This window comes from Citrobacter sp. RHBSTW-00944, from assembly GCF_013615435.1.
GTDB lineage: Bacteria > Pseudomonadota > Gammaproteobacteria > Enterobacterales > Enterobacteriaceae > Citrobacter > Citrobacter braakii.
Genome location: NZ_CP055418.1, coordinates 5,095,030 through 5,114,286 on the forward strand (window position 1 = coordinate 5,095,030; position 19,257 = coordinate 5,114,286).

The following is a 19,257-nucleotide window of genomic DNA, read 5'->3' on the forward strand; positions in this document are numbered from 1 at the left end:
GTCAGTGGAGGCGTATTATAGGGAGTTATTTCAGGCTGACAAGGGGAAATTTAAAATAACTTTCCGAGTGCGTGTTTTTTCAGCAAAACCACCATTAACATGCCATAAAATAAGCAAATTGCCGTTTTTGCAGCCGCAATAACACTTCCAGGTGGCATACTAATGAATAAGAAATAAAGTAAGGAAAACCATTCATGCCGTTAAATGCCCAACAGCTAGCCGCACAGAAAAACCTGTCCTACGTTCTGGCCGAAAAGCTGGCTCAGCGAATATTAAAAGGTGAATACGCACCGGGCGCTATATTGCCTGGCGAAATAGAGCTGGGTGATCAGTTTGGCGTGAGTCGTACCGCGGTAAGAGAAGCGGTAAAGACGTTAACGGCAAAAGGTATGGTATTACCGCGCCCGCGTATTGGTACACGCGTCATGCCGCAGGCAAACTGGAACTTCCTCGACCAGGAGCTGCTCACCTGGTGGATGACAGAAGATAATTTCTCTCAGGTCATTAAACATTTTCTGGTGATGCGTATCAGCCTGGAGCCTCAGGCGTGTTTACTGGCGGCGACTATAGGTACGGCAGAACAGAAAGCGCATCTCAACACGCTGATGGAAGAAATGGTCGAGCTGAAAAGAAACTTCAGACGCGAGCGTTGGATTGAGGTTGATATCGCCTGGCATGAACACATCTATGAAATGAGTGCGAACCCGTTCCTTATCTCCTTCGCGTCACTCTTCCATTCCGTTTACCAGACCTACTTTACCTCTATTACCTATAACGACGTGGTCAAGCTGGATTTACACCAGTCCATTGTCGACGCAATAGATGAGAGCGATGGCGATCGCGCCTTCGCTGCCTGTCAGGCATTGCTGATAGCACCGAACGTGCTACCGGATAAATAATATGTCAGAAAAGAAATCACGCAGTATGGCCGGGCTACCGTGGATAGCAGCCATGGCCTTTTTTATGCAGGCACTAGACGCCACGATCCTCAATACCGCCTTACCCGCAATAGCACACAGCCTTAACCGCTCTCCGCTCGCCATGCAGTCAGCCATTATCAGTTACACCCTGACGGTCGCGATGCTGATCCCGGTGAGTGGATGGCTGGCAGACAGGTTTGGTACCCGGCGCGTCTTTATGATAGCTGTTAGCCTGTTTACGCTGGGTTCGCTGGCCTGTGCGCTGTCCAGCTCCCTAAGCGAACTGGTGATTTTCCGCATCATTCAGGGCATTGGCGGCGCTATGATGATGCCCGTTGCCCGTCTGGCATTATTACGTGCTTACCCCCGCAGCGAACTGCTTCCCGTGCTTAACTTCGTAACCATGCCTGGACTTGTGGGGCCGATTTTAGGCCCGGTATTGGGCGGTGTACTGGTCACGTGGGCCAGTTGGCACTGGATCTTCCTGATTAATATTCCAATTGGGGTTGCCGGTATCTTCTATGCCCGCAAATATATGCCGAACTTCACCACGCCGCGCCGCGGTTTTGATATGACCGGTTTCTTTCTGTTTGGTTTGAGCCTGGTGTTGTTTTCCAGCGGGGTAGAGCTGTTCGGTGAGAAGCTTGTCGAGACCTGGATAGCGCTCAGCATTATTCTTGCCAGCATTCTGTTACTGCTCGCCTACATTCGCCACGCGCGTCGTCACCCAACGCCGCTAATATCGCTTCCTATATTTAAGACCCGAACTTTTTCCGTCGGGATCGCCGGAAACCTTGCCACTCGTCTGGGTACAGGGTGCGTGCCCTTCTTAATGCCGCTGATGTTGCAGGTAGGCTTTGGATACCCGGCGCTGATAGCCGGTTGCATGATGGCGCCAACGGCGCTGGGATCAATACTGGCGAAATCAATGGTGACGCAGGTGCTGCGCCGGCTCGGCTACAGAACCACACTGGTGGGTGTTACGGTATTTATCGGCCTGATGATTGCGCAGTTCGCATTGCAATCTCCCGCCATGCCGGTCTGGATGTTGATCCTGCCGTTGTTCATTTTGGGTATGGCGATGTCCACCCAGTTTACCTCCATGAATACCATCACTCTGGCAGACCTGACCGATGAAAACGCCAGCAGCGGCAACAGTGTGCTGGCCGTTACTCAGCAGTTATCAATCAGTTTAGGGGTCGCCATCAGCGCTGCCGTTCTGCGTATCTATGAAGGTATGGAAGGAACCAATACGGTCGAGCAGTTCCACTACACCTTTATGACGATGGGCGCTATCACGGTAGTGTCTGCGCTGATGTTCATGCTGCTAAAAGCAAAAGATGGACGTAATCTGATTAAAGAGCGACATAATCCTAAACCGACCCCCGCTCCATCAAAACAGGAGTAAGTTGCAGGCGCTGTTGCTGTAATGCGGGCTGCGCCATCCGGTGGATTAATACATCGATGGCCAGTTCGCCCAGTTCATCTTTTGGTTGATGGATGGTCGTCAGCGGCGGCGTCATATAGCGCGCCAGCTCGATATCATCATAACCCACCACCGCCATATCCTGCGGAATGCGCAATCCCGATTGGTACAGAGCCTGATACGCGCCAACCGCCATGGCATCATTGCCGGTAAAAACGGCCTGCGGTCGCTGTTTATGCGACAGCAACGTTTGCATAGCTTCAAAGCCGCCGCCGAACTCAAAGTCACCGGTAATCTCGTAACCTTCCGGGACCGGCAACCCCGCCCGCTTCATTGCCGCCCGATATCCTTCCAGACGTAAACGCGCCGGAGTTTTATCCAGCGGCCCGGTGATGCAGGCAATGCGCGTAAAACCTTTTTCGATAAGATGTTGAGTGGCTAAATCCCCGCCCAACAGGGAGTTATCCTGGATCAGATCGCTTTCACCATCAAAAGGCGACCAGTCCATCATGACGGTCGGTATAGAAGGATAGCGTTGCATGATCTCCCTGGAAGGTTGATGTGTTTCCGTGCAGAGCAGCAGCAAGCCGTCCACCCGTTTTTGCATTAACGTTTCCAGATTACGGTTCATGCGCTGTTCATCACCTTCAGTGTTGCACAGCACCAGGCTGTAGCCGCGTTCAAAACAACTACGTTCAACGCCGCGCACCAGCTCGGAATAAAAGGGGTTGGTACTGGCAGTGATTAACATGCCAATAGTGTGGGTCTGGTTTAACTTGAGACTACGCGCCAGCGCTGAGGGCGCGTAGTTAAGCTCTTTAATCGCCGCTTCAACTTTGTCAGTGACAGACTCACTGACAAAGCGATCTTTATTAATGACGTGAGAAACCGTCGACGTGGAAACCCCCGCCAGGCGGGCGACGTCCTTCATTGTAGCCAAGCGTTACCTCTGTTGACTTAAAAACGCTTCTATTTCTTCGCGCCATGGAACGGAAGGCTGTGCGCCCTTACGGGTGACCGCAATCGCCGCAGCGGCATGTGCAAATCGGATCGCTTCAGGCAGCGGAGTCTCTTCCAGTAACGCTGTAATTAACGCGCCGTTAAAGGTATCCCCAGCGGCGATGGTATCAACGGCGTCCACTTTAAACCCAGGCACACGCTGACCTTCACCATTTACGCTGGCCCACACACCGCGACTGCCTAAGGTAATCAGTACAGTATGGATCCCCTTCGCGTGCAATGCATGCGCAGCTTTGGCCGCGTCTTCATCGTTTTCAACCCGGATCCCCGTGAGCTTTTCAGCCTCGGTTTCATTCGGGGTAATAATATCCACCAGCGCCAGCAGTTCGTCAGAAAGTTCACGTGCCGGGGCCGGGTTAAGGGCTACCGTGGTCTTATTTTGATGTGCAATCTTTGCCGCAGCCAGTACGCTTTCGATCGGCGACTCTAACTGCATCAGTAAGGCGGACGCCTTGGCAATACGCTCATGCTGAGCTTCCACCAGCGCAGGCGAAAGTGCCGCGTTCGCACCAGCATGAATGCCGATGACGTTCTCACCTTCACCATTCACAAAAATCAACGCCACACCGGTCGATTCCCCCGAAATTACGCTAATCGGCGCAATATCGATATTATCTTTGGCTAACTGTTTACGAACACTTTCGCCAATATCATCATCACCCGTACAGGCAATAAATGCGATATTCGCGCCACTACGCCCCGCAGCAACAGCCTGATTCGCGCCTTTACCACCAAATGCGACCTGATAATGGTTACCGGTTACGGTTTCACCAGGTGTCGGGAAAGAGTTAAGGTTGAGGATGTGATCGGCATTGATACTGCCAAGAACAACGAGGTTGCCTGCGGTTTTCATATTTGGTGTTCCAAGTCAAAGTGCGCCACCGGATTAGGGTGGCGCGTGCCCTGCTTTTCTTTTTACGCTTTCATCCCCAAAACCCGATACGGGGATGGCGTCTTTATGTCTCCATCAGGCCGCGAGCGACCTGAATCGGTATTACTGCTTGATGACCAGCTTCAGATCAACCGGATATTTAGCCTGAACCTTCTCGCCTTTCAGGACTTTATCCGCAGTCTCAACGCCTTTCGCGCCGATCTGATCCGGCAGCTGAGCAATGGTCGCAGCCAGTTTGCCATCATTTACTGCTTTTTCGCCATCTGGAGTACCGTCAAATCCAACCACCATCACATCAGATTTACCCGCGGTTTGCAGTGCGCGCAGCGCACCCAACGCCATTTCATCGTTCTGGGCAAATACGGCCTGCACGTCAGGATGCGCGGTAAGCAGGTTCTGCATGACGTTCAGACCTTTGGTGCGGTCGAAGTCGGCCGGCTGGCTGGCCAGTACGTTAAATTTGTGTGCCGCAACAGCCTGCTGGAAACCTTCGCCACGCTCACGCGCCGCTGAAGTACCGGCAATACCCTGCAGTTCGATAACTTTCGCGCCTTCACCCGCTTTCTTCGCGATGTAATCGCCCGCAATCTTACCGCCCAGCACGTTATCAGATGCAATATGGCTTACTACTTCGCCTTTGGACGCAACGCGGTCAAGGGTGATAACCGGAATTTTCGCCTGGTTAGCCATCTTCACAGCGTTACCAACAGCATCGGAGTCCGTCGGGTTAATCAGCAGAATTTTAGTTCCACGAACTGTTAAATCCTGAACGTTAGCCAGCTCTTTCGCCGGGTTGTTCTGTGAATCCAGAATCACCAGGTTGTAGCCCAGCTTATCGGCCTCTTTTTGCGCCCCATCCTTCAAAGAAACAAAGAACGGGTTGTTGAGGGTGGAGACCACCAGCGCAATGGTATCTTTCGCCATCGCATTCGCGCTCACGGTGGCGCTCAGCGCAACAGCAGAAACCAGGGTAGCCAGTTTTTTCATGTTCATATTTAAGATGTCCTGTAATCGTTGTTACTGCTTTTTGTTGTCTACCAGTACCGCCAGCAAAATCACCACCGCTTTAACGATCATCTGGTAATAAGAGGATACACCTAACAAATTCAAACCATTATTGAGGAAACCAAGAATCAATGCGCCGATCAGCGTCCCAACAATACGTCCTTTACCGCCCGCCAGGCTGGTACCACCTAACACCACCGCGGCGATAGCATCCAGCTCATAGCCAGTACCTGCCGTCGGTTGCGCAGAGGAGAGGCGCGCTACTTCAATGATGCCCGCCAGCGATGCCAGCAGACCACACAGGGAGTAAACGATAATTTTGATTTTACTTACGCTGATACCGGACAGGCGCGTTGCCGCTTCGTTACCGCCCAGCGCATAGATATAACGACCCAGACGAGTGTGGTGCAGCATGTACCACGCCGCGAGGAAGACAATCCCCATAATCCACACAGGCGTAGGGACGCCTAACGGACGACCAATACCAAACCAGCCAAACAGATCGGCATTGTCAGTAAACCCGGTATTAACCGGACTGCCGTTGGTGTATACCATGGTCACACCACGCAGCAGCAGCATCATCACCAGGGTCGCGATAAACGCCTGTACCCGGCCTTTCGCGACAATCACCCCGGTTACCGCGCCAATAGCAGCACCGAGCGCCAGGGCCGCAGCGACAGCCACCAGCGCATTGACTTCAATCCCTACAATGGAAGCCGCAACCGCACCGGTAAGCGCCAGCAAAGAACCGACAGACAGATCGATCCCCGACGTCAGGATAACCAGCGTCATGCCAACGGCCATGATGGCGTTCACCGACGTTTGCTGGAGGATGTTGAACAGGTTATTAACGGTAAAAAAGTTAGGGCTCATGGTGGAAACAATCGCGATCAGCACTAACAGAGCGATGAGCGACTTTTGCTCCAGAAGCCATGCTTTAGTGAAATAACGGCGACCAGAAACAGCCTGGGTAGTCATCTTTTTTACTCCTGATTCACGCGATTAAGCTTGCCCACAGCGGCAGCCATTAATACTTCCTGAGTGGCCTGCTCGCGAGTGAACTCACCGCCGAGATGCCCTTCATGCATAACGATAATTCGATCGCTCATGCCCAATACTTCTGGCATCTCAGAGGAGACCAGAATGATGCTCAGCCCATCGGCCTTAAACTGGTTGATAAGCTGATAGATTTCTTTTTTAGCCCCAACGTCAACACCGCGCGTTGGTTCATCGAGGATCAGGACTTTTGGTCGGGTCATCAGACCGCGCGCAATCGCCACTTTCTGCTGATTACCGCCAGAAAGCAGACCGATAGCCTGTTCCATCGATGGCGTTTTAACATTGAACAGACGAATAAAATCACCTACCGCCTGCTGCTCGTCTTTATGTTTAAGGCTTCCACCAGCGCGACTGAAATAACGCAGCGCGGTTAGTGACATGTTCTCTTTCACCGACATGCCCAGCACTAAACCATCGCGTTTACGGTCTTCAGAAATATAGACGATGCCGTTAGCCAACCCATCCTGCGGCGAACGGGTGACCACTTCATGGCCATCAAGCGTGACGTAACCGCTGGTGCGCGGCAATGCGCCGTACAACACTTTCATCAGCTCGGTACGTCCGGCCCCCATCAGCCCCGATACGCCAAGGATCTCGCCTTTACGTAGCGTGAATGAAACATCGTTTACGCCAGGGCCGCACAGGTTATCGACCTTCAGGCGAATATCACCCGGCGCTTTTTCCAGGCGCGGGTATTGTTCTTCCAGCTTACGTCCCACCATCATTTCAATCAGCGAGTCTTCGGTCAGCGAGGCGACTTCACGCTCGGCAATAAACTGCCCGTCGCGAAAAACGGTCACGTCGTCACAAATCTCGAAGATCTCTTTCATGCGGTGAGAAATATAGACAATGCCGCGTCCCTGGGATTTCAGTTCGCGAATAACGCGGAACAGGGATTCGGTTTCGGTATCGGTGAGCGCATCCGTCGGTTCATCCATAATGATGACCTTCGATTCAAAGCTCAGCACTTTGGCAATTTCAACCATCTGCTGATCGCCAATCGACAGTTCACCGACCAGTCTGTCGCTTTTAAAGCGCAGATTCAGTTTGGCAAGCAGCAGATCGGCTTCGGCGTACATCTTCTTCCAGTCAATTTTGCCAAAGCGATTAACGAACTCACGGCCAAGAAAAATGTTCTCGGCGATAGTGAGTTGCGGGATCAAATTCAGCTCCTGGTGGATGATACCGATTCCGGCTTCCTGGGAGGATTTAGGGCCGTTAAAGGTGGTCTCTTTTCCCAACCACAATAAAGAACCGGCATCACGGGTATAGATCCCGGTCAGCACTTTCATCATGGTGGATTTGCCCGCGCCGTTTTCGCCCACCAGCGCCATTACGCGGCCTGGGTAGACATTCAGCGCGGCGCCGGATAGCGCTTTTACGCCCGGGAACGCTTTATCGATCCCTTTGAGTTGCAGTAATGCGTTCATGATGGCCTCAGAACGTGACGCCAGCACAGAGAATGATATTCGCATACGGAGAACACTCTCCGCTGCGAATTACCGCCTGACTGTCTGCGGTTTGTTTTTTGAATTGTTCATGCGTGGTGTAACGAATTTCTATGGTGTTTCCCTGGTGTTGTTGCAGTTGCTCAATGTGGCTGAGCAACGTTTCGTGGAGTTGCGGATTATGTTGTTTAATTTCCGTCGCGAGAATGGCCGCCTCGACCTGCATTTCACGTGTCACCACATCCAGTACCTGCATAAAAGAAGGTACGCCCTGGGTTAATGCCATATCGATACGCGTTGTGCTATTCGGGATGGGTAAACCTGCATCACACACCACCAGCGTATCGGTATGCCCCAGACGGGAGATCACCGATGAAATTTCAGAGTTGAGTACCGTGCCTTTCTTCATTTTCTTTCCCCACTAGCGAAACGTTTCGCTGAAGATAAGTGTAGAGCGAAGAGTGGACATAAAACCACCGCGAAGTTACGAAAATGTGATCGCCATCGAAACGTTTCGCAAGGATTATCATTCGATGAAATGAAAACTGGGAGGGACAAAACAAAACGCCCCCTTTCGCGATGAAAGAGGGCGTCGATGAGATTAAATCTCGACCTGAGTACCGAGCTCAATAACCCGGTTAGGTGGGATTTCAAACTGGTCCGGGGCGCGCAGCGCATTGCGTTGTAGTAGCAGATACAGCTTGCCGCGCAGACGCAGATACCATGGTCGTTTTCCAACAATCAACGACTCGTGCGACATGAAGAACGAGGTTTCCATCATCCGACAGCTTAAGCCTTCCAGACCGCAGCGATGGAACACTTCTTCAACGTTCGGCGTTTCGCGCCAACCGTAGCTGGCCACCACGCGCCAGAAGGTGGGCGATAACTGCTCAATCTGCACCCTACGCACATTGTGAACATATGGCGCATCTTCCGTGCGCAGCGTCAGCAGAATAACGCGTTCATGCAGAACCTTGTTATGTTTGAGGTTATGCAGTAGCGCAAACGGGATGACGTTCAATGCACGAGACATGTACACCGCCGTTCCCGGCACGCGTACCGGTGGTGATTTCTCCAGAGAGGCAATCATCGCCTCCAGAGAGTTGCCGTGCTCATGCATGCGACGCAGCAGACGGAAACGCTCGCTTTTCCAGGTAGTCATGATGGTGAACATCACCAGACCCAGCGTCAGAGGCAGCCAACCGCCGGAAATCAGTTTATCGAGGTTCGCGGAGAACAGCGGAACATCGACGCACAAGAACGCCACCAGGATCAGGAAGACGAAGTATTTATTCCAGTGCCAGTTTTTGCGCGCCACGGTGGTCGACAGAATTGAGGTCAGCACCATCGTCCCCGTCACCGCAATCCCGTACGCCGCAGCCAGATTGCTGGAGTGTTCAAAGCTCACAATCACAATAACCACTGCAAAATAGAGCATCCAGTTAACGAAAGGAATGTAGATCTGTCCCGATTCCATTTCCGAGGTATGGATGATACGCATCGGCGATAAATACCCCAGACGCACGGCCTGACGCGTCAGTGAGAAGACGCCGGAGATAACCGCCTGTGAAGCGATAACCGTTGCCAGCGCGGCGAGGATCAGGAGCGGTATCAACGCCCAGTCCGGCGCCAGCAGGAAGAACGGGTTTTTTATCGCTTCAGGATGCTTTAACAGCAACGCCCCCTGACCAAAATAGTTGAGTACCAGCGAAGGCAATACCACGGAGAACCATGCCAGGCGAATCGGCAACTTACCAAAGTGGCCCATATCCGCATACAGCGCTTCAACACCGGTAATCGACAACACCACCGCACCCAGCGCAATAAAGGACAACGTTTTGAATTCGAGGAAGAAATGCACCGCCCAATATGGATTGAGCGCCTGCAGCACTTCCGGATTGCCAATAATACTGCGCACGCCTAACACCGCCAGCGTCAGGAACCACAACAGCATAATCGGCGCAAACAGCTTACCGACCATGCCGGTACCGTGTTTTTGAATCAAAAACAGCAGGGTCAGTACGATTATCGAGAGCGGAACAATCCAGGTATCCAGTTGCGGGGCAATGATCTCCAGACCTTCAATCGCCGACATCACCGAGATAGCAGGCGTTATCACCACTTCTCCATAGAAGAAGCTGCCGCCAATCAACCCCATAATCACCAGCATGGAGGTTGTTCGTGCTGAAGTATTACGCCCGGCCAATGACATCAGCGTCAGGATCCCGCCTTCTCCGGCGTTATCCGCGCGCATGACAAACGTCAGGTATTTAATGGAGACAACAAAGATCAGCAGCCAGAAAATCAGCGAGAGAAAGCCAAATACGGCGTCACGTTCAACGCCAAAACCAAACTGGCCGGACAAACATTCACGAAGCGTATAAAGTGGGCTGGTACCAATATCACCGTAGACAACCCCAATGGCCGCAAGGGTAATCGCAGACAATGATTGTTTATTATCAGTGCTCATAGACTCGTCTTTCGTTTATACACATCATCTTTCAAGCCACCTCCGCGTGGGCTGCATTCGTTATTCCCCCCATCCCAGAAGAAAACTCCATTGCCGCCTTGGTGCAGCTTGATTGATTTGGTGTATATATAAGAAATGTGTGCGTCGTCCCTTGGCCCACAAAAAGGCGCACAGTATGCACGATTAATCGCAAAATCGTACCCCTAAATGAGACCAGATTAATCTGGCTCAAAGAAAAATAAGCGCACCTTCAGTCTATTACTGCACTGGTGTGAAGCATCTATACTCGCTGTTTATGCAGTACATTTGGCGAAAGGACGCCACTTCATTATGGCTCACCCACATTTATTAGCGGAAAGAATTTCCCGTCTGAGCAATGCGCTGGAAAAGGGACTTTATGAACGTAGCCACGCCATTCGTCTGTGTCTGCTGGCTGCACTTAGCGGCGAGAGCGTTTTCTTATTAGGTCCTCCCGGGATCGCGAAAAGCTTAATTGCCCGCAGACTGAAATTTGCCTTTCAAAATGCTCGCGCCTTCGAATATCTGATGACGCGCTTCTCTACGCCGGAAGAGGTTTTCGGCCCGCTGTCCATTCAGGCGTTAAAAGACGAAGGTCGCTATGAACGCTTAACGGCAGGCTATCTCCCTGAAGCTGAAATCGTCTTTCTCGATGAAATCTGGAAGGCGGGACCGGCGATTCTTAACACCCTGCTGACCGCCATCAACGAACGCCACTTCCGCAACGGCGCGCATGAAGAGAAAATCCCGATGCGCCTGCTGGTGGCAGCCTCCAACGAACTGCCTGAAGCAGACAGCAGCCTGGAAGCGCTGTACGACCGTATGCTGATTCGTCTGTGGCTGGATAAAGTCCAGGACAAGGCCAACTTCCGCTCGATGCTGTTAAGTCAGCAGGATGAAAGCGACAATCCGGTCCCGGCATCGTTACAGGTAACGGATGAAGAGTATTACCAGTGGCAAAAGGACATTGGTGCCATCACGCTTCCCGATCGCGTGTTTGAGCTTATTTTCATGCTGCGCCAGCAGTTGGACACGCTACCGAATGCCCCCTACGTGTCCGATCGTCGCTGGAAAAAAGCCATTCGCTTGCTCCAGGCCAGCGCCTTCTTTAGCGGACGTGATGCGGTAGTTCCCATCGACCTGATCCTGCTGAAAGATTGCCTGTGGTACGACGCACAAAGCCTGAATTTAATGCAGCAGCAGTTGGAAATATTGATGACCGGACACGCATGGCAACAGCAAGCCATGCTGACCCGTCTGGGCAGTATTGTGCAGCGCCGCATTCAGCTCCAGCAGCAGCAAAGCGATAAAACAGCATTCACCGTGATCCGTCAGGGCGGCATGTTCAGCCGTCGTCCTCATTATGATTTACCGCCGGAGGCCACGTCTTCCGTCGTGACATTACTACTGCAAAAGCCCTTAAAGCTGCATGATATGGAAGTAATCCATATTGCTTTCGAACGTAGCGCGCTGGAACTGTGGTTAACCAAAGGTGGTGAGATCCGCGGAAAATTAAACGGGATCGGTTTTGCCCAGACGCTGAACATGGAAGTGGATAGCGCGCAGCACCTGGTTGTACGCGACGTCAGCTTACAAGGCTCTCGCCTGGCATTGCCCGGTACATCACAAGAGAGTATGCCCGCAGAAATAAAACAGGAGCTTGAAGCGCTCGATAACGAGTGGCATCAGCAGCACAGCGCATTTAGCGAGCAGCAAAAATGTCTGTTTATTCATAGCGACTGGTTAGGCCGCATTGAGGCCAGCCTGCAGGATGTCGGGGCACAAATCCGCCAGGCGCAACAATGCTGACCCTTGATACGCTCAACATCATGCTGGCAGTCAGTGAAGAAGCGATGATCGAAGAGATGATCGTCGCCCTGCTGGCTTCTCCAAAGATGGTGGTATTTTTTAACAAATTCCCTCGCCTTAAAAAAGCGATCACTGACGATATTCCCCGCTGGCGTGAATCTTTGCGTAGCCGCCTCAAAGATACCCATGTACCGCCGGAGTTAGCGGAAGAGGTTATATGCTATCAACAAAGCCAGCTCCTCTCTCATGCGCAGTTTATCGTCCAGCTACCGCAAATATTGTCGCTATTACACCACCTCCATTCGCCATGGGCCGGACAAGCGCAGCAGTTGGTCAATGACAACAGCGCGTTTACGCCTGCCCTACATACGCTTTTTCTCCAGCGCTGGCGCCTGAGCCTGGTGGTGCAAACCACAACGCTGAATCAGCAACTGCTGGAAGAAGAGCGCAAGCATTTGCTCAGTGAAGTACAGGAACGGATGACCCTTAGCGGGCAACTGGAACCCGTACTGGCAGAAAATGACAACGCCGCAGGCCGGTTGTGGGATATGAGCGCAGGTCAAATCAAGCGCGGTGATTATCAGTTGATGGTGAAATATGGCGAATTCCTGACGCAACAACCTGAACTCCAGCGTCTGGCTGAGCAGTTAGGCCGTTCCAGAGAAGCGAAATCCGTACCGCGTAAAGATGCGCCAATGGAAACCTTCCGTACCCTGGTGCGCGAACCGGCAACCGTCCCGGAGCAAGTAGATGGCATCCAGCAAAGCGACGATATCCTGCGCCTGCTGCCGCCGGAACTGGCCACGCTGGGCATTACCGAACTGGAATACGAGTTCTACCGACGACTGGTGGAAAAGCAGCTGTTGACCTATCGCCTGCACGGCGAAGCATGGCGTGAGAAAGTCACGGAACGTCCTGTGGTGCATCAGGATTTTGACGAGCAACCGCGCGGACCGTTTATCGTCTGCGTTGATACTTCGGGATCGATGGGCGGCTTTAATGAGCAGTGTGCGAAAGCCTTTTGCCTGGCGCTAATGCGCGTCGCCCTTGCCGATAACCGACGCTGTTTCATCATGCTGTTTTCAACAGAAGTAGTGCGCTATGAGCTATCCGGCCCGGAGGGCATCGAACAGGCGATCCGTTTTTTAAGTCAGCGCTTTCGCGGCGGTACCGATATTGCCAGCTGTTTTCGCGCCATTACTGAGCGCATGCAGGGTCGGGAATGGTTTGATGCTGATGCGGTGGTGATCTCAGATTTTATCGCTCAGCGATTGCCCGATGAGGTTGTCAGCAAAGTGGGGGAATTACAGCGGGTGCACCAGCACCGTTTTCACGCGGTGGCGATGTCAGCACATGGTAAACCCGGCATCATGCGCATTTTCGATCATATCTGGCGCTTTGATACCGGGATGCGAAGCCGCCTGCTCAGACGCTGGCGGCGTTAATTCTTACAACAGAGAGGCGACGCTTTCACGTACCTGTGCCGGCCATACGCCACACTGAACCTGACCAATGTGTGGTAATTGCAGCAACAGCATGGTCAGACGCGACTGCCCAATTCCTCCACCAATCGTCTGTGGCATTTCACCGCGCAGCAGCGCCTGATGCCATTCCAGACTCAGACGATCTTCATCTCCGGTCAGAGACAGCTGATGTTTCAGAGCGTCAGCATCTACACGGATCCCCATAGAAGACAGCTCAAACGCATCCTCCAGTACCGGGTTCCAGACCAGAATATCACCGTTCAGACCGGCGTGACCCAGCTCGGACGCTGAACTCCAGTCATCATAATCCGGCGCACGTACATCATGGCGGTGACCATCACTGAGCTTGCCGCCGATCCCCACCAGGAATACCGCGCCCAGCTCTTTAGCGATCGCACGTTCACGACCTTTTGCGTCAAGACCAGGATAACGAGATAACAGTTCCTGGCTATGAACAAAGTGGATCTGCTCTGGCAGGAACGGTGCCAGACCAAACTCTTTGCTCACCGCAGCTTCGGTAGCCTTAATTCCCGCCCAGATAGCCTCTACCGTGCTTTTCAGAGTGGAGAATTGACGCTCGCCGTCGCCCATCACGCGCTCCCAGTCCCACTGGTCAACATACACTGAGTGCAGCGGGGAAAGGCGGTCTTCATCAGGACGCAGGGCCTTCATATGCGTGTACAGCCCTTCGCCTGCGCTAAAGTCGTGTTGTCCTAATGTTTGACGCTTCCACTTCGCCAGTGAATGAACCACTTCGAATTGAGCGTCTGGCAATGCTTTAACCTTCACCTGCACCGCTTTTTCACAGCCCGACAAGTTATCTTGCGTGCCATCTCCTACGCGGCTGAGGATCGGAGCCTGAACTTCGATCAGACCTAAACGCTCTTCCAGCTGACGAGAAAAATGAGATTTTACGAAGCTAATTTGACGTTGTTTGGCAATGTAAGCGGTTTTCATTATGTGTACTCCTGTGTCCTGTTGCCTATGATTAAGCAACAGAATGTAGGTAATATTCAATAATCAACAAACAAAAAGCCGTCTTCGATTTTGATTCGTTAAAATTAACGTCTAAAATAGAGGGAATCATTAATCTACATAAGAAAAACCTATGGAAAATTATCAGATCGACAATCTGGACCGCGGCATTCTTGACGCCCTGATGGAAAATGCCCGAACGGCCTATGCCGAATTGGCCAAACAGTTCGGCGTTAGCCCGGGGACAATTCACGTTCGCGTAGAGAAGATGAAGCAGGCCGGGATTATTACCGGCGCGCGGATTGATGTTAGTCCCAAACAGTTAGGCTATGACGTCGGTTGCTTTATCGGCATCATCCTGAAAAGTGCGAAAGACTATCCGTCAGCGTTGGCCAGACTGGAAAGCCTCGATGAGGTGACCGAAGCGTATTACACCACCGGGCACTACAGCATCTTTATAAAGGTGATGTGCAAGTCGATCGACGCGTTACAGCAGGTACTTATCAACAAGATCCAAACAATTGATGAAATTCAGTCCACGGAGACCCTGATCGTCCTGCAAAACCCGATCATGCGTACCATCAAGCCATGATCGCTTTTTTTAATCCCCTATTTTTCCACAGGTAGATCCCAGCTCGCTCACAGCGTACAATACGCCCTCTTTATAAAGGAGGGCGATCATGGCAGAAATCACTCTTATCAGCGGCAGCACGCTTGGCAGTGCGGAATATGTAGCAGAGCATCTGGCTGAAAAACTGGACGACGCGGGTTTTTCCAGCGAAATACTGCATGGGCCAATGCTTGAAGAGGTCCCGACTGATGGGATCTGGCTGATTATTAGCTCCACGCACGGTGCGGGAGACATCCCTGACAACCTGCAGCCTTTATATGATGCCTTATGCGAGCAAAAACCGGACCTTTCACAAGTGCACTTTGGTGCAATCGGGATCGGCAGTCGTGAATATGACACCTTTTGCGGCGCAATCGACAAGCTGGAAGCCGAACTGAAAGCCTGCGGGGCAAAACAGATCGGCGAAACGCTCAGGATCAACGTACTGGAACATGAAATTCCGGAAGATCCGGCTGAAATTTGGCTGGGATCCTGGCATCCATTGCTCAGAGATTTGTAAAGATCGTACTTTTTTATGTGGATAACTCTGGTTAAAAGCTTGGATCAACCGGTAGTTATCCCAAGAACAACCGTTGTTCAGTTTTTGAGTTGTGTATAACCCTTCATTCTGCTCCCAGCTTATACGGGCCAGGATCACCGATCATTCACAGCTAATGATCCTCAACAACCTGTTGATCTTATTCAAAGGATCGCCCTTATCCACAGAAAGTTGCGATCCTAATAAGAGATCACAATAAAACAGATCTCTAAATAAAAAGATCTTCTTTTTAATACCCAGGATCCCAGGGCTTTCTCGATCGACTAAAGTTGAGTAGAATCCACGGCCCGGGCTTCAATCCACTTTCACACCGCGTTATGCGAGGCAATTACCATGTTTTATCAGGATCCTTTTGACGTCATCATCATTGGCGGGGGTCATGCAGGCACCGAGGCCGCAATGGCCGCGGCGCGAATGGGTCAACAGACTCTGCTTTTGACACACAATATCGACACTCTGGGACAGATGAGCTGCAACCCGGCGATCGGCGGTATTGGGAAGGGACACCTGGTAAAAGAAGTGGATGCGCTTGGTGGGTTGATGGCAAAAGCGATCGACCATGCAGGTATCCAGTTTAGGATACTAAACGCCAGCAAAGGGCCAGCCGTTCGTGCTACCCGAGCTCAGGCCGACCGTGTCCTCTATCGCCAGGCAGTACGCACCGCACTCGAGAATCAACCCAATCTGATGATCTTCCAACAGGCGGTTGAAGATCTGATTGTTGAAAACGATCGTGTTGTGGGTGCAGTGACCCAAATGGGACTGAAGTTCCGTGCCAAAGCGGTTGTGTTAACCGTAGGGACTTTTCTTGACGGCAAAATTCATATTGGTCTGGACAACTACAGCGGCGGCCGTGCTGGCGATCCGCCGTCTATCCCGCTGTCACGCCGTCTGCGTGAACTGCCGTTACGCGTCAGCCGCCTGAAAACCGGTACGCCGCCGCGTATCGATGCACGCACTATTGATTTCAGCGTGCTCGGCCAGCAAAACAGCGATAACCCGATGCCGGTCTTCTCATTCCTGGGCGATGCTTCTCAACATCCGCGTCAGATGCCGTGTTACATCACGCATACCAATGAGAGAACCCATGACGTGATCCGCAATAACCTCGATCGTAGCCCGATGTACGCAGGCGTGATCGAAGGTATCGGTCCGCGCTACTGCCCGTCGATCGAAGACAAAGTGATGCGCTTTGCCGATCGTAATCAGCATCAGATCTTCCTCGAACCGGAAGGACTCACGTCTAACGAAATTTATCCGAATGGTATCTCCACCAGCTTGCCGTTCGATGTGCAGATGCAAATTGTCCGCTCCATGCAGGGAATGGAAAATGCCAGAATCGTCCGTCCTGGTTACGCGATTGAGTATGATTTCTTCGATCCGCGCGACCTGAAACCCACTCTGGAAAGCAAATTCATCCAGGGTCTGTTCTTTGCGGGCCAGATTAACGGTACTACCGGTTACGAAGAAGCTGCCGCGCAAGGGATGCTGGCGGGTCTGAACGCCGCACGCTTGTCTGCTGAGAAAGACGGCTGGGCGCCGCGTCGCGATCAGGCTTATCTTGGTGTACTGGTGGACGATCTGTGTACGCTTGGCACCAAAGAACCGTACCGTATGTTCACCTCACGCGCAGAATACCGTTTGATGCTGCGCGAAGATAACGCCGACCTGCGTCTGACCGAAATTGGTCGTGAACTGGGTCTGGTGGACGACGAGCGCTGGGCTCGTTTCAACGAGAAGCTGGAGCGTATCGAACAGGAACGTCAGCGTCTTAAATCAACCTGGGTAAATCCGTTAGCGGAATCTGCAGCAGAAGTGAATGCTCACCTGGCTACGCCTTTGTCTCGTGAAGCCAGCGGTGAAGATCTCCTGCGCCGCCCGGATATGACCTATGCTCAGTTGACCTCTTTATCTGCGTTCGCACCAGCGCTCGACGATGCTCAGGCCGCGGAACAGGTTGAGATTCAGGTGAAATACGAAGGGTATATCGCCCGTCAGCAGGAAGAAATCGAAAGACAACAGCGTAATGAGAACACCCTGTTGCCTGCAACGCTGGATTATCGTCAGGTCTCAGGCTTGTCGAATGAAGTTATCGCCAAGCTGAACGATCACAAACCGGTATCAATCGGCCAGGCATCGCGTATTTCTGGCGTAACACCTGCCGCCATTTCCATTCTGCTGGTATGGCTGAAGAAACAAGGTATGCTGCGCCGCAGCGCTTGATAACACTATTTTGGCGGCGGGCGCTTCGCCTGCCCGCCCTACAAATTTTTAGTCCCGATAAGCTATAGCGCATCGGGAAATTGATTATGAACAGGTAACGACCGTGCTCAACAAACTCTCTCGTCTGCTGGCTGATGCTGGTATTTCTCTTACCGATCACCAGAAAAATCAGCTGATTGCGTATGTCGATATGCTGCACAAATGGAACAAAGCGTACAACTTGACGTCGGTACGGGATCCCAACGAAATGCTGGTGCGCCATATTCTGGACAGTATTGTCGTCGCGCCGTATCTGAAGGGGGAGCGTTTTATTGACGTGGGTACGGGACCGGGCCTGCCGGGTATTCCTCTCTCTATCGTGCGCCCAGAAGCGCATTTCACACTGCTGGATAGTCTGGGAAAACGCGTCCGTTTCTTGCGTCAGGTGCAGCATGAGCTTGCGCTTACTAACATCACTCCTGTGCAAAGTCGCGTTGAAGAATTCCCTTCAGAGCCGCCGTTCGATGGGGTCATTAGCCGTGCGTTCGCGTCACTTACTGATATGGTGAGTTGGTGCCATCATTTGCCTGGCCTGGATGGGCGTTTTTATGCGCTAAAAGGGCAGTTGCCAGAAGATGAAATTGCTACGTTGCCTGCGGAATTCAGCGTCGAGTCGGTCGAAAAATTACGCGTTCCGCAACTGGATGGTGAACGTCATCTGGTGGTTATTAAGCCAAACAAAATTTAATTTTTATCAAAAAAAATAGAAAAAAAACGGCTATTCAGGTGTTAAAAGTCATAGGGAATAGTGTGGTTAAATGTCGTTACAATTCACTAGCGCCTTACGGTTTTGCATCATAACTATAACGTACCGTTTTTTGTTAAAAGCGAAACAAGTCAGCTGTGAAAATATCAGTCTGCTAAAAATAGAACGTAAGAACCACCCGTTGTGTTAATTTTTTATTATAAATGTCAATGCGTGGTTTTTTTGTTGTTAGCTGTTGTTTTTGAAATAGTGGCTATTTTTACGCTTAAATATCAAAAAGATGAAAAGGCATCATTTGCCACGTAAATAAATTATGCGAAGGTGAATATGTTCAATATGTGATCTGGTGCACGCTTTGCCGCCAGTATTTACGCGGCATTTGCAGTTTTGCATGATCGTTCACAGTTTGCTTAAAAGTGATAAATGTGGGGTAGCGAAAAATATTTAAACATTTATTCACTTTTTAGCTACTTATTGTTTGAAATCACGAAGGCGCACCGTATAATTTGACCGCTTTTTGATGCTTGACTCTAAGCCATAAAGAACGTTTTATACGACACGCGGCATACCTCGAAGGGAGCAGGAGTAAAAACG

16 protein-coding genes are annotated in these 19,257 nt (G+C 51.6%); 8 read left to right on the plus strand and 8 right to left on the minus strand.

All coding sequences use genetic code 11. The features are described from left to right. Positions 1-194 precede the first annotated feature (194 nt). Together HV334_RS24750 and mdtD are read left to right on the plus strand one after the other, a co-directional pair. Positions 195-899, plus strand: coding sequence for a FadR/GntR family transcriptional regulator (locus HV334_RS24750; RefSeq protein ID WP_181221007.1), 705 nt, complete (start codon positions 195-197; stop codon positions 897-899). Between the two features lies 1 nt (position 900). Then, the gene (mdtD, locus tag HV334_RS24755) at positions 901-2,328 is read left to right on the plus strand and encodes a multidrug transporter subunit MdtD (protein WP_016157827.1); all 1,428 of its coding nucleotides are present in this window, start codon (positions 901-903) and stop codon (positions 2,326-2,328) included. Here mdtD and rbsR read toward each other — a convergent pair. The 7 genes from rbsR to kup all read right to left on the minus strand — a co-directional run bounded on the left by rbsR (position 2,294) and on the right by kup (position 10,240). Then, the gene (gene rbsR / locus HV334_RS24760; RefSeq protein ID WP_016155093.1) at positions 2,294-3,286 is read right to left on the minus strand and encodes a ribose operon transcriptional repressor RbsR; all 993 of its coding nucleotides are present in this window, start codon (positions 3,284-3,286) and stop codon (positions 2,294-2,296) included. The two genes, mdtD and rbsR, sit on opposite strands and share 35 nt — an antisense overlap. Positions 3,287-3,289: 3 nt before the next feature. After that, positions 3,290-4,219: a ribokinase gene (gene rbsK / locus HV334_RS24765; protein WP_181221008.1), complete on the minus strand. Its 930-nt coding sequence runs from the start codon at positions 4,217-4,219 to the stop codon at positions 3,290-3,292. A gap of 141 nt (positions 4,220-4,360) precedes the next feature. Next, complete coding sequence (rbsB, locus tag HV334_RS24770) at positions 4,361-5,251, minus strand: ribose ABC transporter substrate-binding protein RbsB (protein ID WP_003023760.1); 891 nt, start codon at positions 5,249-5,251, stop codon at positions 4,361-4,363. Positions 5,252-5,275: 24 nt separating this feature from the next. Then, positions 5,276-6,241: a ribose ABC transporter permease gene (rbsC, locus tag HV334_RS24775; protein WP_003023762.1), complete on the minus strand. Its 966-nt coding sequence runs from the start codon at positions 6,239-6,241 to the stop codon at positions 5,276-5,278. Positions 6,242-6,246: 5 nt separating this feature from the next. After that, the gene (gene rbsA, locus HV334_RS24780) at positions 6,247-7,752 is read right to left on the minus strand and encodes a ribose ABC transporter ATP-binding protein RbsA (RefSeq protein ID WP_181221009.1); all 1,506 of its coding nucleotides are present in this window, start codon (positions 7,750-7,752) and stop codon (positions 6,247-6,249) included. Positions 7,753-7,759: 7 nt separating this feature from the next. Next, complete coding sequence (rbsD, locus tag HV334_RS24785) at positions 7,760-8,179, minus strand: D-ribose pyranase (RefSeq protein WP_016155090.1); 420 nt, start codon at positions 8,177-8,179, stop codon at positions 7,760-7,762. A 192-nt stretch (positions 8,180-8,371) separates the two neighbouring features. Next, on the minus strand, positions 8,372-10,240 hold the full coding sequence (gene kup / locus HV334_RS24790) for a low affinity potassium transporter Kup (RefSeq protein ID WP_003023768.1): 1,869 nt from the start codon (positions 10,238-10,240) through the stop codon (positions 8,372-8,374). A gap of 330 nt (positions 10,241-10,570) precedes the next feature. Between kup and ravA the strand changes: the two genes are divergently transcribed. Together ravA and viaA are read left to right on the plus strand one after the other, a co-directional pair. Then, positions 10,571-12,067, plus strand: a complete 1,497-nt coding sequence (gene ravA / locus HV334_RS24795) for an ATPase RavA (RefSeq protein WP_047358450.1) — start codon at positions 10,571-10,573, stop codon at positions 12,065-12,067. Then, positions 12,061-13,512: an ATPase RavA stimulator ViaA gene (gene viaA / locus HV334_RS24800; RefSeq protein WP_181221010.1), complete on the plus strand. Its 1,452-nt coding sequence runs from the start codon at positions 12,061-12,063 to the stop codon at positions 13,510-13,512. Before ravA ends, viaA begins: the two co-directional genes overlap by 7 nt. Positions 13,513-13,515: 3 nt before the next feature. Here viaA and asnA read toward each other — a convergent pair whose 3' ends face one another. After that, positions 13,516-14,508 carry an aspartate--ammonia ligase gene (gene asnA, locus HV334_RS24805; protein ID WP_016155087.1) on the minus strand — a complete coding sequence of 331 codons (993 nt, stop codon included), beginning with the start codon at positions 14,506-14,508 and terminating at the stop codon, positions 13,516-13,518. 151 nt (positions 14,509-14,659) lie between these two features. Here asnA and asnC point away from each other — a divergent pair, with 151 nt between their 5' ends. The 4 genes from asnC (at position 14,660) to rsmG (ending at position 18,645) form a co-directional block, all read left to right on the plus strand. Next, positions 14,660-15,118, plus strand: a complete 459-nt coding sequence (gene asnC, locus HV334_RS24810; protein ID WP_003023780.1) for a transcriptional regulator AsnC — start codon at positions 14,660-14,662, stop codon at positions 15,116-15,118. Positions 15,119-15,206: 88 nt separating this feature from the next. Beyond that, entirely contained in the window at positions 15,207-15,656 is a 450-nt protein-coding gene (gene mioC / locus HV334_RS24815; RefSeq protein ID WP_016155086.1) for an FMN-binding protein MioC, read from the plus strand. Positions 15,657-16,028: 372 nt separating this feature from the next. Continuing rightward, positions 16,029-17,918 (plus strand): tRNA uridine-5-carboxymethylaminomethyl(34) synthesis enzyme MnmG, encoded by a 1,890-nt coding sequence (gene mnmG / locus HV334_RS24820; protein WP_016155085.1) that lies wholly within the window; start codon positions 16,029-16,031, stop codon positions 17,916-17,918. A gap of 103 nt (positions 17,919-18,021) precedes the next feature. Then, positions 18,022-18,645, plus strand: a complete 624-nt coding sequence (gene rsmG, locus HV334_RS24825) for a 16S rRNA (guanine(527)-N(7))-methyltransferase RsmG (protein WP_049282857.1) — start codon at positions 18,022-18,024, stop codon at positions 18,643-18,645. Positions 18,646-19,257 lie beyond the last annotated feature (612 nt).